Source organism: Glutamicibacter bergerei, from assembly GCF_054495185.1.
The window spans coordinates 318,179-332,752 of sequence record NZ_CM137131.1 but is presented as its reverse complement, the minus strand read 5'-3'; the positions used below and the strand labels follow the sequence as shown (position 1 = coordinate 332,752).

At 56.7% G+C, this 14,574-nt stretch carries 14 protein-coding genes; 8 read left to right on the top strand and 6 right to left on the bottom strand.

The features are described 5' to 3' along the window. Positions 1-44: 44 nt before the first annotated feature. The 5 genes from recR (at position 45) to ACX5K5_RS01550 (ending at position 4,985) form a co-directional block, all read left to right on the top strand. The gene (gene recR / locus ACX5K5_RS01570) at positions 45-662 is read left to right on the top strand and encodes a recombination mediator RecR (RefSeq protein WP_096254057.1); all 618 of its coding nucleotides are present in this window, start codon (positions 45-47) and stop codon (positions 660-662) included. A 162-nt stretch (positions 663-824) separates the two neighbouring features. After that, positions 825-2,432 (top strand): DHA2 family efflux MFS transporter permease subunit, encoded by a 1,608-nt coding sequence (locus ACX5K5_RS01565; RefSeq protein ID WP_240520431.1) that lies wholly within the window; start codon positions 825-827, stop codon positions 2,430-2,432. Between the two features lie 23 nt (positions 2,433-2,455). Next, entirely contained in the window at positions 2,456-2,917 is a 462-nt protein-coding gene (locus ACX5K5_RS01560; protein WP_141392840.1) for a MarR family winged helix-turn-helix transcriptional regulator, read from the top strand. Positions 2,918-2,973: 56 nt separating this feature from the next. Then, on the top strand, positions 2,974-3,525 hold the full coding sequence (locus ACX5K5_RS01555; RefSeq protein WP_096254054.1) for a hypothetical protein: 552 nt from the start codon (positions 2,974-2,976) through the stop codon (positions 3,523-3,525). A gap of 173 nt (positions 3,526-3,698) precedes the next feature. Beyond that, entirely contained in the window at positions 3,699-4,985 is a 1,287-nt protein-coding gene (locus tag ACX5K5_RS01550; RefSeq protein WP_096254052.1) for an aspartate kinase, read from the top strand. A 78-nt stretch (positions 4,986-5,063) separates the two neighbouring features. Here ACX5K5_RS01550 and ACX5K5_RS01545 read toward each other — a convergent pair whose 3' ends face one another. The 4 genes from ACX5K5_RS01545 to ACX5K5_RS01530 form a co-directional block, all read right to left on the bottom strand. Next, entirely contained in the window at positions 5,064-6,671 is a 1,608-nt protein-coding gene (locus ACX5K5_RS01545) for an alkaline phosphatase D family protein (RefSeq protein ID WP_188686169.1), read from the bottom strand. Positions 6,672-6,760: 89 nt separating this feature from the next. After that, positions 6,761-6,952, bottom strand: a complete 192-nt coding sequence (locus ACX5K5_RS01540) for a hypothetical protein (protein WP_346059677.1) — start codon at positions 6,950-6,952, stop codon at positions 6,761-6,763. 121 nt (positions 6,953-7,073) lie between these two features. Continuing rightward, complete coding sequence (locus ACX5K5_RS01535; RefSeq protein ID WP_229677143.1) at positions 7,074-7,748, bottom strand: response regulator; 675 nt, start codon at positions 7,746-7,748, stop codon at positions 7,074-7,076. A 23-nt stretch (positions 7,749-7,771) separates the two neighbouring features. After that, positions 7,772-9,430, bottom strand: a complete 1,659-nt coding sequence (locus ACX5K5_RS01530) for an ATP-binding protein (protein WP_188686172.1) — start codon at positions 9,428-9,430, stop codon at positions 7,772-7,774. A 169-nt stretch (positions 9,431-9,599) separates the two neighbouring features. On the opposite strand from ACX5K5_RS01530, the gene ACX5K5_RS01525 reads away from it, so the two are divergent. Continuing rightward, positions 9,600-11,024 carry a CitMHS family transporter gene (locus ACX5K5_RS01525; protein WP_096254045.1) on the top strand — a complete coding sequence of 475 codons (1,425 nt, stop codon included), beginning with the start codon at positions 9,600-9,602 and terminating at the stop codon, positions 11,022-11,024. 98 nt (positions 11,025-11,122) lie between these two features. Here ACX5K5_RS01525 and ACX5K5_RS01520 read toward each other — a convergent pair whose 3' ends face one another. Both ACX5K5_RS01520 and ACX5K5_RS01515 read right to left on the bottom strand, forming a co-directional pair. Further along, positions 11,123-12,472, bottom strand: coding sequence for a TIGR01777 family oxidoreductase (locus tag ACX5K5_RS01520; protein ID WP_459174907.1), 1,350 nt, complete (start codon positions 12,470-12,472; stop codon positions 11,123-11,125). Between the two features lie 76 nt (positions 12,473-12,548). Continuing rightward, positions 12,549-13,103 (bottom strand): DinB family protein, encoded by a 555-nt coding sequence (locus ACX5K5_RS01515; protein ID WP_096256223.1) that lies wholly within the window; start codon positions 13,101-13,103, stop codon positions 12,549-12,551. Between the two features lie 77 nt (positions 13,104-13,180). On the opposite strand from ACX5K5_RS01515, the gene ACX5K5_RS01510 reads away from it, so the two are divergent. Both ACX5K5_RS01510 and ACX5K5_RS01505 read left to right on the top strand, forming a co-directional pair. After that, positions 13,181-14,080 (top strand): 3-methyladenine DNA glycosylase, encoded by a 900-nt coding sequence (locus ACX5K5_RS01510; protein WP_459174906.1) that lies wholly within the window; start codon positions 13,181-13,183, stop codon positions 14,078-14,080. Positions 14,081-14,089: 9 nt separating this feature from the next. Then, positions 14,090-14,569, top strand: a complete 480-nt coding sequence (locus ACX5K5_RS01505) for a hypothetical protein (protein ID WP_188686179.1) — start codon at positions 14,090-14,092, stop codon at positions 14,567-14,569. The last annotated feature ends 5 nt before the right edge of the window (positions 14,570-14,574 follow it).

Here is a 14,574-nt window from a genome sequence, read left to right as displayed (position 1 = left end):
CGGTGATTAATAAACGTTTGAACCCTCAGGAAAGTGGGCATTAGGTGTACGAAGGTGCTGTTCAGGAACTGATCGACGAGCTCGGTCGGCTACCCGGCATCGGTCCTAAATCGGCGCAGCGCATCGCTTTTCACATTCTTGATGCCGACGCCGAGGATATGACGCGCCTTGCCGCTTCCATCCAACAGGCCAAGGAGAAGGTTCGCTTCTGCGAAATCTGTTTCAACATTTCCGAGCAGGAAACCTGTGGGATCTGCCGCGACGAACGCCGCGATACCAGCCAAATCTGCATTGTGGAGGAATCCAAGGATGTGCTGGCCATTGAACGTACTCGGGCTTTTAACGGCAAGTACCACGTGCTTGGCGGGTCAATTAACCCAATCGCTGGAATCGGCCCGGAACAGTTACACATTCGTGAGCTAGTTGCGCGTTTAGGAGACAGTTCCATCACCGAACTGATCTTGGCTACGGACCCAAATTTAGAGGGTGAGGCAACTGCAATCTATCTGGTTCGTCAGCTGAGCCCTTTGGGCATCAAAATCACCCGTTTGGCCTCGGGGCTGCCGGTGGGTGGCGATCTGGAGTACGCCGATGAGGTCACCTTGGCACGCGCCTTCGAAGGGCGCCGCAATACCATTGCGCCGAGTTCTTCGCGCGGTTAAGATCAACAGCAAGATTTTTCTTCGCTACAGCCCGGCCAACCTTGTGTTGAGCCGGGCTGACTTGTCTGACGAATGTGCACTCAACCACATTGGTTGATAATGGTCAACCATCGTCATATAGTTGATATCAATCAACCTTATTTTTAGACCTTTGGAGTCGCCATGACCGCAGTAGCGCCGGTCGCAAAACCCAAGATGAGCCACCGGCAGATTATTCAATCACTGACCGGTTTGCTCATGGGCATGTTCGTTTCAATTCTTGCAGGCACCGTGGTGTCCAGCTCCCTTCCGGTCATTGTCTCGGACCTGAATGGTAGCCAGACCGCCTACACCTGGGTGGTCACCGCGACCTTGCTCGCCACCACCATATCAACCCCCATCTGGGGTAAGCTCGCCGACTTGGGCAACCGTAAACTCCTGTTGCAGATCTCCCTTGGACTATTCGTTCTCGCCTCGGCCGCAGCCGGCTTCGCGCAGAACACCGAATTCCTGATCTCCATGCGCGTAATTCAGGGCCTCGCAGGCGGTGGCATGGGCGCATTGAGCCAGATTGTCATGGCCGACATCCTTTCACCACGCGAACGCGGTAAGTACATGGGCCTCTTCGGCGCTGTCATGGCACTGGGTACCGTAGGTGGCCCGCTCATCGGTGGTTTCGTCACCGATACCATCAATTGGCGCTGGAACTTCTTCGTAGCACTTCCCTTTGCCGTCGTCGCCATTATCTTGATCCAACGCACGCTGAATCTTCCTGCCATCGCTAAGCGCAAGGTGCAGATCGACTACTTGGGCATCATGCTTCTTTCCTCCGGCGTGGCACTGTTGCTGATCTGGTTGTCCATGGGTGGTAGCGAATTCGATTGGAACTCAAGCACCAGCTATCTCATGTTGGTCGGCTCGGTCATCTTGCTAGCAATCTTTGTGTTCGTCGAACTCAAGGTCGCAGAACCACTGATCTCCCTTCAGCTATTCAAGAACCGCACCTTCACCTTCGCAGTGATTGCCTCGCTTGCCGTGGGCATCTCAATGTTCGGTACGACGGTATTCCTCAGCCAGTACATGATCATGGCCCGTGGCGCCAGCGCCACACAGGCGGGCTTGATGACATTCCCAATGATGGCCGGCTTGCTTGTCATCTCCACCATCGCCGGTGCGCTAATCTCGCGCTACGGCAAGTGGAAAGCTCTTGTCGTCTCCGGAGCTGCACTTCAGATTGTCGGATTGTACCTACTGGGAACCATTCACTATGACACCCCCTTCTGGCAGGTGGGCTTGTACATGTTCATTCTCGGCGCTGGCGTTGGTTTGGTTATGCAGAACATGGTGCTTGTCGTGCAGAATGCCGTGGAACCTAAGATTCTGGGCGTTGCATCTTCTTCGGTGAACTTCTTCCGTACCCTCGGCGGCACCGCAGGTACCGCAGGACTAGGTGCACTGCTTGCGGTCACCATTCCAAATATGATTGCCGACCGTCAGAGCGAACTATCGTCTGCCATTGCCTCACTGGGCGATAAGGCCGCCGCGGTTGGCGCATCGTTGAGCTCCGGTTCCTTGCCGACCATTTCCACCCTGCCAGAACCAGTGCGCTCGATCCTCGAATCAATCTACGGTGACGGTGTTGCTTCCTTGTTCGCCTTCGCCGCACCACTGGCGCTGATTACCCTGGTCGCAGTGATCCTGTTGCCTAATCAGCACTTGAACGAGAAAACCAATACCGAACGTTTGGCTGAAGAGTCAGAGACTGCTTCCATCACGGAATCCGACGCCTAGTCGCTGTGGAAACTGTGGAAACCGTGAAAGAAACTCAGTCTTGGACTCATCGTAGCCAGCTATTCGAGGCAGCCGAACAGGAACTTTTCACTCTGCTTTCGGTGACCGCAAAGTCCCGCCGCACCATGGCAGCCAAACTCGACGAAAAGCTACCCCCTGCGGCGGTTCCGGTGCTGGGGATGATCCTCAAATTGGGAAACACCACCCAGTCAGATATTTGCGAACATCTCATGACCGATAAGGCCACGCTCTCCCGGCTGGTGACCCGGCTCGAAGAGCTTGAGCTAGTCAAGCGGGAAGTAGACGAGACCGACCGAAGAGTATTCAACCTCTTGCCCACCGAGCTTGCCAAGGAGCGCTGGCATGGCTGGTTACAGAACTGGCGTGATGATTTACGCGAACGGATCACCAAGTGGTCCGATACAGATCTGACCCATCTCACCGGTCTACTTGAACGACTCAACGCGGATCTACGGGAACTGTAAGAAGATCCACGTGGTAGCCACACTCCTTTTTATTGGAGTGTGGCTACACTCATTTTATGGCGATTAAGAGCAGCAACATCGAGGCGATCACCAAGGCCACTAGCAAGCCGTGGGAGCAGTGGATGGAGCAGTTAGATTCTGCCGGCGCTAAAGATCTGTCGCATAAACCGCTTGCTTCAATGATTTACCAGCTCATGCCCGCAGGCCTTGAAAACCCGGGCTGGTGGGCGCAATCGGTAGCCATAGCTTATGAACAGCACATCGGCCGTCGAGTTCCCGGCCAAGCAAGCGATGGAAGTTTTAAAGGCTCGGTTTCTACTACGCTGAACATGGATCTTGAGGGTGCTTTACAAAGCTGGGTCAATACGGTCGCAGAGTTCAGTGAATTTAACGGCGCCCAACTTACGGCAGAACCCACGGTCAATGGCTCCGAGAAGTGGCGCTATTGGAAGGCACAATTTAGCGATGGTAGCCGCGTGAGCGTGAACATCACCATGAAGGGTAACAAGGCAAGCGTAAGCGCTGATCACGCAAAGCTTGCCAACCCTCAGGATCTGGAGGGCTGGAAGTCATTTTGGCGACAAATATTAGCTACGATACGCAGTTGACCGGCCGTTCTAGGCATTCAAAGTGGCAGATATTAGGCAATATGACCAATGGTTACCGTCACAACTAGGTGATGCACCCTTGGTACTGCCACAATTATTAGTGGTAGATATGTCGCATCTGTTCTCACAACACGATGCGCATCAACAACTTTCATCAGTTGGAGTGTGCGCCCATGGGCCTAATAGTTCAAAAATTTGGCGGTTCGTCCGTATCCGATGCCGAAGGCATCAAACGTGTCGCGCGCCGAATTATTGACACCAAGGCGCAGGGTCATGAGGTTGTTGTTGTTGTCTCGGCCATGGGAGATTCCACCGACGAACTCCTTGACCTCGCCGCGCAACTCACCGATGACGCCCCGGCTCGCGAGATGGATATGCTCCTCTCGGCAGGCGAGCGCATTTCCATGTCCTTGCTCGCCATGGCCATCGACCAATTCGGCGAAAGCGCAGTATCCTTCACCGGCTCACAGGCCGGCCTAATCACTGACTCGACTCACGGCATGGCGCGCATCATGGAAGTTTCGCCGCAGCGCATCCGCCGTGCCATCGACCGCGGTTTCATTGCCATCGTCGCCGGCTTCCAAGGCATGAGCAAGGAATCAAAGAACATCACCACCATGGGCCGTGGTGGTTCGGACACCACCGCGGTGGCACTTGCCGCTGCGCTGGGTGCCGATGTCTGCGAAATCTACACCGATGTGGACGGCATCTACACCGCCGACCCACGAGTGGTTCACGCAGCAAAGAAGATCGACACGATTTCAAGCGAGGAAATGTTGGAGATGGCAGCCAGTGGCTCCAAGATCCTGCACCTACGCTGTGTGGAGTATGCTCGCCGCTTTGGTGTGCCACTGCATGTGCGTTCCTCATTCAGCACTAACGAGGGCACCTGGGTGCTCCCGGACCCCAACGACAAGATCAAGATTCAAGAGGGAGAACCCTTGGAACAGCCAATCATCTCCGGTGTTGCCCACGACCATTCCGAAGCAAAGGTCACCATCATCGGTGTACCGGATATTCCGGGTAAGGCAGCACAGATTTTCGGGGTTATCGCGGCCGCGCAAGCCAATATCGACATGATCGTACAGAACATCTCGACCAAGGGCTCGGGTGCCACCGACATCTCCTTCACCTTGCCAATGACCGAGACCAAGCGCGTTCTCGCTGCGCTGGAAACCGCACGCGGTGAAATTGGATTTGAAGACATTGAGCATAACGACGAGGTCGGTAAGCTTTCACTGATTGGCGCCGGCATGCGTTCGAACCCGGGCGTCTCATTCACCTTCTTCGAAGCCCTGCACCAGGCCGGGATCAACGTGGACATGATCTCCACCTCGGAGATTCGCATCTCCGTGGTCACCGACGCCGACAAGCTCAATGATGCGGTTCGAGCCATCCACACCGCATTCAATCTCGATACCGATGTGGAAGCCACCGTGTACGGCGGCACCGGACGCTAAGTCTCTCAAGTAAAAGTAGCGGCGCAGATCTTTGGGATCTGCGCCGCTACTTTTATGCTGTTTGCACTAGCCGTGCGGTTAGCGCACCGGCTCTAGGGTTTTACTGTAGACACTTTCGCCGAGGCCGTTACGCAGCGAAACTGTAAACCTTTGAGATTCGTCGAGGTCAACGTGTCCGAAGAACTGTCCTTTACCATCACGCGGTGATTGGTTACTGGTCCCGGCGAGCGCGAATTCCACCTGAGCTCCGAAGGTGCCATCCATCTTATTGGGACCAAAGGATCCTGCGTTGACCGGACCTGCTACAAACTCCCAGAACTCGTTAAAATCACTGAAGGCGGCGCGTTCCGGTGAGTAGTGGTGAGCGGCGCAGTAATGCACATCCGCGGTTAAGAAGACCACGTTTTTCACGCCACGGTCCTTGATGGCTTTCAGCAATCGAGCCAGTTCCAACTCACGGCCCAACGGTGCACCGTGGTCGGCGTTGGCAATGGATTCCTGAGCTTTACCGTCGGGAACGATAATTCCCAGCGGCAGATCGTTGAGAATGACCTTCCACGTGGCTTTCGACTTGTGCAGCCCATCGAGCAACCACTGCAGTTGTTCTTCGCCGAGGATCGCCGTCTCGTGGCTTTCCAACCCGTCGGTGTTCTCCGATTTGTGGCTCCGCATATCCAATGCGAAGAGGTCTAGTGCTGGGCCGCGAGAAATCTTGCGGTAAATTCGTGTGGGTTCAAAACCGGTTCCTCCTCGCATGGCACGAGGGTCGGCAATTGGCTGGTATTCCTGCCAGGCGCGGCGCCCCCTGACGGCCAAGGTATTGATATCTCGCACCGTGTAACGTTCATCTTCGATAGTTTCCCCGGCCCACCAGTTGTTGTGGGTTTCGTGGTCATCCCACTGGGCAATCACTGGCACTTCGGAGTACATGGCACGCACGTTGGCGTCCATGAGGTTGTAGCGATGCCGGCCACGGAACTCCGCTAAGGTTTCGGCAACCTTGGAGACTTCCTCGGTGACCAGGTTGCGCCAAATTTGGCCGTCAGATTCCACTACCTCGGCGGAGATTGGACCATCGGCGTAAATGGTGTCACCGCTGTGTACGAAGAAATCCGGTTTGGTGGCATGCATCGCGGCATAGGCACGCATGCCACCGATTTCTTCGTTGATTCCCCAGCCTTGTCCCACGGTATCGCCAGACCAGACGAAGCTCTGCGACATCGAAGCTTCGTGATTGCGTCGGCCGGTACCTGAAGCGGCGGTGACAAAGGATCCGCTAGTCGTCTCCCCCAACGTGCCATTTTCATCTTCGAAGCCGATACTCACCGCGAAGCGGGTGCCTGCAGGAAGATTGGAGGCGGCGATTTTGGCGGTGTAGTCGGTTTGTGCGCTGGCTTGGGCTCCGCGCAGGGTTCGTGCAAAGGAACCCCGTCCGCGAATGACCTGACCTGCCTGATCGATGGCGCGCAGCTGTGCGCGTAAGCGGCCCTCCCCGGTAGTACGCGCCCAAAACACCGCGTTATTGGTGGAGACATCTCCCATGGAAAAACCGCTGGTTAACCCGAGTCTGGAACGCACCAGCCGTGGGCTGTTAGCTGCCAGCGCAGTGCCGGCCGGGGTCACCAGGCTCAGAGCCCCGACTCCGAGTGCACCGGTGAGCAGATTTCGTCGAGATATTTGTGTCATGCTCGCCAGTATTTCGTCTCAAGTTTTCCACTTGATGGCAGTCTTATGAACTGCAAACTAAACTCTGCACTAAGAATCGGGGCTTAAACCTAGCTAGCTTTTGATTCCTCACGGGCCGTGCGGATTGCCAAATTCACTACGGAGATCACAAATCCGGCCACGCTCAACAAGACCAGGTACAAACCCCAGGGGTCAGCGATGCGCGAATTCCACGCGAGGCTCATTGAAATCAGAAAGGCGATAAAAAATCCCACCGAATATTTAGCGTGCAGCTGTCTCATTTGTCCTCCTGAGATGAGCTTGCTACCGACGCTACCGCAGTACCAGCATGCCAGGCAAAAAATCTGGAACCGCGCGGAGGACGCGTGGGCAACGCAGGTTCGGGGTGGCTCGGTTTGCTGGTTACCTCGCGAGGTACCGGTGTTCCGGGCGGCCTCTCGTGCCGTATCCCAGCTGCAGGTCAAGGGATTCGCTGGCTACCAGAGCGGCGAGATAGCGTTGGGCCGTCGCCCTTGCAACACCTACAGCCTCGGCAACCTCTGCCACATTCATCGGTTCACGCGACTGGCGTACACAGGCTAAGACCGCTTGTTCGGTGGGAGCGGTGCTGGTCGTGGCCGCGGTATCCTCCGCACCCTGCACGGTGCGATATAGCCGATCCACGCCTTGCTGATCAAAATCGGTGGCTGCCGCCAGCTGTCGGCGGTACCGGGCCCAGCCCTTAAGTTTGGCCGCCAGGGTTTTGGCACCAAACGGTTTGATAATGAAAGCCAGCGCCCCGGCTTGCAAGGCCGCCGCCACATTTTTCGGCTCGGTGGCTGCGGAGATCATGATCGCGTCCACGTGCAGCTCGCGCAGCAATTCCACGCCACTGACATGCGGCAGATAAAGGTCCAGCAGCACAAGGTCCGGTTGCAAGCTGGCGACCAGCTGCGGAACCGTCCGAGGGTCCTGCACCGGGTCCAGAGCCTGGAATCCGGGAATTTCATTAACCATGTCGGCATGCAACTGACCAACCCGAAAGTCGTCGTCTACTATCAATACCCGGTAATCTCCCGCGGCGGTGCTCTGCATCATTGCTGCTCCCCTTATCGTGATTGCTAGTTCTTCGGTTCGGCCAAAACCGCCGGTAGCCTCGCGGCAATCACCGCGCCACCATGTTCGCCTCCGGCATCGGCAATCCAGACCTCACCACTGCGCGAGCGCGCCAGCCGGCGGATCAAGGGTAACCCCACGCCGGATCCATGACCTCCACCTAGCGAAGATCCGGTACTCACTCCGGGAGAGAAAATATCGTCATCGGTCGCTATCCCGGCGCCCGAGTCGGCCACCGCGAGATGCAAGGTGCTTCCCTCGGAAAGCAGATCCACCTCAACCCACGGGTCGTTGCTCCCACACAGGCTGGCGGTGAAGGCATTATCCAAGAGATTCCCAAGCACCGCGGTAACATCTTGCGCGTCGGAGGCCGAGGCGACCTGTTCAAAAAGCATTGATTGTGGCGAGACGCGCAACTCGATGCCCAGCTCGTGGGCGCGTACCCCCTTAGCCGAGAGAAATGCCGACAGGTAAGCGTCCTGGACTAGTTCCAATCCGGGAACCGGGGCAATTATCGGCCCCGAATCCATAACTTCACGCAGGTATTCTTCGGCTTGATCCGTTTTGCCTAGCGTAATCAGACCGAGCACCGCGTGCATCCGGTTGGCAAATTCGTGGCGTTGGGCGCGCAAGGCATCGGCCATATCCTGGACCGCATCAAGTTTGGTGCCCAGCGCCTCGACGGTACTCACGTCGTGGAGCAAAATTACCTGGCCCAGCTCCACCCCGTCACGCACCACATCGGAGACGCGCGCAACGATGGCATTCGAGTTGGCTTCCAGCCTGATCGGGGCACGTTCATGCTCTTTAATCGCTTTCACCAACCGCGAATCCAGTCCCGCCGACTCGTAGTGCCGGCCGATAATATCTGCCAGTTCGGTACGGTGCGGAAGTCCCAGAAGCTGGCGGGCGGCCTTATTGCGCACGGTGATGATGCCATCGGGGCTCAAACCAATCACGCCCTCGCTAACGCCGTAGAGCACCGCCTGCTGGTCGCGGACCAACTGGGCGATTTCGGCTGGTTCCAGACCTAGGGTTTGGCGTTTGAGCGTACGCACGGTGAATCGCCCTGCCAAGGTTGCCAACAGGGCAGCCAGCAAGGCGAAGAGCACAATCCAGCCAAAGGACGCCGCCAACGCACCGGTCAACGATTCGGTGGCTACACCGACAGATACCTCGCCGATCACCTCGCCATTTGCGGTGCGGATCGGCACCTTGGCGCGCACCGATTCGCCCAACGTTCCGTGTTCCCGGGCCACACTTTCAACGCCGGTCAGCGCCACCGGATCGGTGGAGACCAGTTGGCCGATCTCGGCCGGGTTTGGGTGGCTCAAGCGCAGTCCGCGGTCCTCGGTGATCACCACAAAGGCGGCCTGCCCACCGGTGCGCACCGATTCGGCCAACTGTTGCAATGGTCCGTGACGCAGTTTTTCTAGCGCAAGCTTGTCTTGCGCGGAATATACCGACACTTCCTCGATGACCTGTGGCAGTGAGGCGACCGAACGGGCGATACCCAGCGAGGTATCTTCGGCCCGGTCAAAAACCTGATTGTAGCTATTAACCAGCGTCGCCGCGGTGACCAGCACAATGAGCACGCCAAGGACCACAAACTGCAGGCGCATGATGCGCGAGGCGAAGTGGCGGGTGGCTATTGTCTGGGGCATTTGTCCAGCATAAACCGTCAGCGATTTTAATGAGCAAAAAGATTCTAAAAACCTAAAGGGATCACAAGACTTTCAACCCGCCTAACGTGAGCACCGCCACGTAGTTTAGTTCAGTGCCCGCACCCCCGCTGGCATCATCACATGCCACACACTTCAGGAGGTCGGCGCAATGTTAGTTGCTCTCGGATTCCTCATGATCATCACCTTCATGGTGCTGATCATGACCAAAAAAATGACGCCACTGTTGGCGCTCATTCTTGTCCCCACCATTTTTGGCCTTTTCACCGGCGCAGGCTTTGGCCTGGGCGACATGATCATGGACGCGGTCAAGGACATGTCGGGCACCGCGGCTCTACTTATGTTCGCCATCATGTACTTCGGCATCATGATCGACGTGGGGCTCTTCGATCGTCTGGTCTCGGGAATCCAGAAGCTTGTGGGCAACGACCCGGCAAAGGTAGTCATCGGCACCGCCCTGCTCACTGCCGTCATCTCACTGGACGGCGACGGCTCAACGACCTTCATCGTGGTCACCGCCGCACTGCTGCCGATCTACCAGCGTCTGGGCATGAGCCCGGTCGTATTGACCTGTGTGGCCGGCTTGACCAACGGAACCCTGAACATCGTTCCTTGGGGTGGCCCCACCGCCCGCGCTGCGGCCGCCTTGGGCGTTGACGCGGCAGACATCTTCGTACCAATGCTCCCGTCCTTGGGTATTGCCTTGATCGTGATCGCAATCTTCGCCTGGCAGCTGGGTCTGGCTGAGCGCCGCCGGTTGCAACGCGACCGCCCAGAGATCTGGGGCACCGGCTTCGGTGGCGGAAATCTGACCGGCCCCCAGGGCGGTCAGGGCGGCACCGACGCCTCGCCTTCGGGCTCGTCCGTGTCCGTGCTTGAATCGGTGGCCCGCAAGGGTGATGGCTCGGAAGCGGCCACCATGGACGGCACGGTGCTCGATCCACATCGCGATACCCTGCGCCCGAAGATGTTCTACTTCAACCTGGCGCTCACCGTAGCGATCATGGTGTTGCTCATTGTTGACGTGTTGCCACTGTCTTACCTGTTCATGATCGGTACCGCGATCGCTTTAGTAGTGAACTTCCCGAAGGTCAATGACCAGGTGAAGATGATCGCCGCACACTCAAGCGAAATCATCGCCGTAGTTTCCATGGTGCTCGGCGCCGCGGTGCTCACCGGTGTACTCTCCGGAACCGGCATGGTTGACGCGATGAGTCTATGGCTGGTCGATATTATCCCTGACTCGCTGGGCCAATACATGGCGGTCATCACCGGCTTGATTTCAATCCCGGCAACGTTCTTGATGAGTAACGACGCTTTCTACTTTGGTATTCTTCCGGTCCTCACCGAGGCCGGCGCGCACTTCGGAGTTCCAGCGGTGGATATGGCTCGCGCCTCCATCACCGGACAACCGGTGCACATGCAATCTCCGCTCGTCCCGGCAATTCTCTTGCTGGTCTCGCTCTCTCGTGTGGATTTGGGCGATCACCACAAGAAGGTGCTGTGGCGTGCGGCAGTGGTAAGCCTGGTCATGCTCGCTTCGGGCGTGCTCTTCGGCGCGATCCACATGGGCTAAAACCCAAGGACCTACTGGTCCGTCGTCAGCTAAGCTCCGCGTCATTGGGCAGAAATGCCCAATGACGCGGAGCTTAGTGTTTAAACAGTAGAACTCAGCTAGTTCCCGCCAAGGCAGTGGGCCAGTTCCAGTTCAATGTGTTCATGCCGAAATTCATGTCCAGTATCCAACAGCTTCTGCGGGACTACCCGCTGGTCCGCCAAGGCCAACAACTGGGTACCTTCCGTACCGAGCAGCAGCTTCGGCGCTGCCGCGGGCACAGGAATGATGGCTGGACGGCGCACTGCTTTGGCCAGAGCCTTGGTGAATTCGATATTGTTCACCGGGTGAGGTGCCACAGCATTTACCGGACCATCAAGCTGCGTGTCCCACAAAGCCCGGTGGTAAATATCTACTAGATCGTCAAGACCGATCCACGACAGGCATTGGGTACCAGTACCTAGTCGGCCGCCGAGTCCGGCGGTGAAGATTGGCCGAAGCACCGCAAGCATGCCACCGCGGGGGCTGAGCACAATACCTGTACGGATTTGCACTCGGCGCATCGAGGATACTCCGGCACCGGCTGCTTGTTCCCAGCGCTGAACAACGTCGGCTAAAAAATCTGAGCCAACGGGTTGCGGGATCGACTTTTCATCAACCGGGGCGGGCCCACTCTTTGCACCATATATTCCCACGGCAGAGGCGCTGACGAACGTTGACACGTTTGCTCGGGCAGCAAGTTCGGCCAGGGCCTGTGTCGGCTCAATACGACTGGATTCAATCGCCTGACGGTGTTTGTCGCTAAACCTGCCAAAGATGCTAGCTCCAGCGAGGTGAATCACCGCGTCGCACCCGTCAAGCAAGTCATCCGCCGGCGCCATCGAATCCCAACGTCGCTCATCGGCAGACTTCGGGGTGCCGCGCACTAGCTTGATTACGCGATGCCCGCCGGTGGATAAGAACGCACACAATGCTTCCCCGACCATTCCGCTTGAACCGGTCACCGCGATGGTCAATGGCTTCAGCCCTGCGGCGGCGGCTCGCTGGTGGGCGGCAAAGTCTGCGCCGAGCTGACGATGACGATAGGCAAGCATGCGCGCAGTCTGGCGGGCAGGAAGATTCGAATTGATACGGTCGATAACCGTCGTCGCATCTCCGTCGGCAGGTTCGAAGAGGTGCTCATGCTTCCAGTTCACCGCCCGTGTGGCGATGGCTCGCAAACCTTGCGGTTCTACTTCGTCGACAAATTTTCGTTCTGGAATATAACCATCTGGCTGGTGCTGGGCGAACCAACGCAGACCGCCTGGCAATCCCAGCACCGCCGTTCCGTCACGTAACGACTCGGCTTCGGCTACTACTTTCAGCGGAAGCCAGGGCGGCAGGAGTCTGCGAATTGCTCCGGGGCGAGAAAACCACGCAAAAACCTCGGCAGGGGGTGCTTGAATTTCGCTTGAACGCTGGTGTGTCATGGGGCAATACTACGTCGGACCGGGCGCCTGTCTTGCCCCCAAATTTTCTCTATCGTGCATTCATTGACATCTAGATTCAGGCATACCAAGCCGGAAGATAGTCGAAAGGTGCATCCTCGCCGACTCGTCCGTCGATAGCCTCACGCAGTAAGTCCGCATGTCCGGTATGCCGGCCATATTCCTCGATCAGATCACAGATCACCCGACGTACACTGGCGTGCCTGCCTTCAAACTCCAATGCCGACGGTGCATCGAGTCCCCCGGCAGCGACCACTCCGGCTTGTATTCTCCGACTTTTAGCGACCATGGTGTCGTAGCGCTGGTAAAGCGCCGAGGGGTCATCTTTTGGGTTTACCGCAAACTGGTCACGTCCTTCCGCGGTGAGTTCAAGAAGAACCTCTGGACGTTCACGAGCGATGAAGTAAGTGAACTTTTCATCCTCAACGGCCGCAAGATGTTGCAGTAATCCGCCAAGGCTCAACTCACTGCTGGGTAGCCTGAACATCAACTGCTTAATGTCCAGACCGTCGGCCTTATATCTGAAAGTGACTCGCAACCGGTCAAGCATGCCAAGCAGGTGCACTTGCTCGGTTCCACCCATTGGCGGTTCCCACGGGGGAAAGTTTTCCATGTTGCACTCCTTTATCCGAGATGTGAGTTGACGTACCAAACTGGTTTCGTCAGCTAATGAACTGAATAATTAGAAGTATGCTCCCGACCGGAACCACATTGGAAGCCCCGCAGTGGCTAGCACGCGCCGCCGCGCATGAAGAACGCGCGCGGACCTTTGGCGAACCATTTGTGCAACGGCGAATGACCGGAGCAAAACATCCCATCGAAGATTTTCTCTTCACCTATTACGCGCAGAAGCCGGGCCAGCTTTACCGTTGGCACCCCGGAATTGGTGTGGCCTTACTCGGCGAAGAAGCTCAAGAACGTGCCGATTGGAAATTTTATCGCGCGGTACAAACACCTGACGGACCTGGCCTAGAACTTGATATACAGAAGTTCTCCGAGTCGCGAACACGTGTCACCGAATTTGCTCGCATCCTGTTGCGCAATACCGCACAGCGGCCAGCGAACTTTTCCTGTTTTGGATTACATGAGTGGGCAATGGCCTACAAATCTGAGCTCAACGGTATCCGTCATGAATACTTGCCATTACGCTTGGGCGCCAGCGGAACCGATCAGGTGGTTGAAAACCATAAGATTCGCTGCACCCACTTTGATGCGTTCAGGTTTTACACCCCTCAAGCGGTGCCGCTCAACGAATTGCAGCCAACGCGGGACACACAGGTGGACCTTGAACAGCCCGGATGCCTTCATGGAAATATGGACCTCTATAAATGGGCCTATAAGTTGAGCCCTGCGGTACCGACCGATTTAGTCATGGACTGCTTTGAGCTTGCATGGGACATTCGTACCATGGACATGCAAGCTTCCCCCTATGATTTGGCCAAGTGGGGTCATGCTCCCATCCGGATCGAAACTCCCGAGGGCAAGGCGCAGTACGTGAGGTTGCAAAAAGAGTTTGCACAGCGTGCGGATGTGCTTCGTTCCAAACTATTGCAGGTAGCACTTAGCCTGCCAATTGCCCCAAAACACTAGCAAACTCCCATGTTGGCCGAGCACAATGAGCTTATGGGACGACTCAAAGATCAGCTCAGCACCTCTGCTTTAGCGTGTCTAACACCGCTTTTGGCCGGGCTGTTGCTCGCCGGTTGTGCGACGTCGAATCCCCAATCGGCTTCCGCTCCCGCTAGCACATCAGCGGATCTAAAGATCAGCATTAGTTTTGATGGTAAATCTGTGGACAACGAATATCATCTTCAGTGCCGTGGCGCCCGAGCGACCGAATCCAGCACACTTCCGAACGCCAATGATGCCTGCGAATTACTGGTGAAAAATCCCGAATTACTCACCAGCAAACCCTCCGCACAACAAACTTGCACCGAAATCTATGGTGGACCGGTCACCGCGAAAGTTAAAGGAGAAATTGGGGATCAGCCTGTCCAAGCAAACTTTGACCGACACAATGGTTGCGCCATCAGCATCTGGGATTCGCTGGCTCCGTTGCTAGGCGAAGGACTGCGGTAACGAGT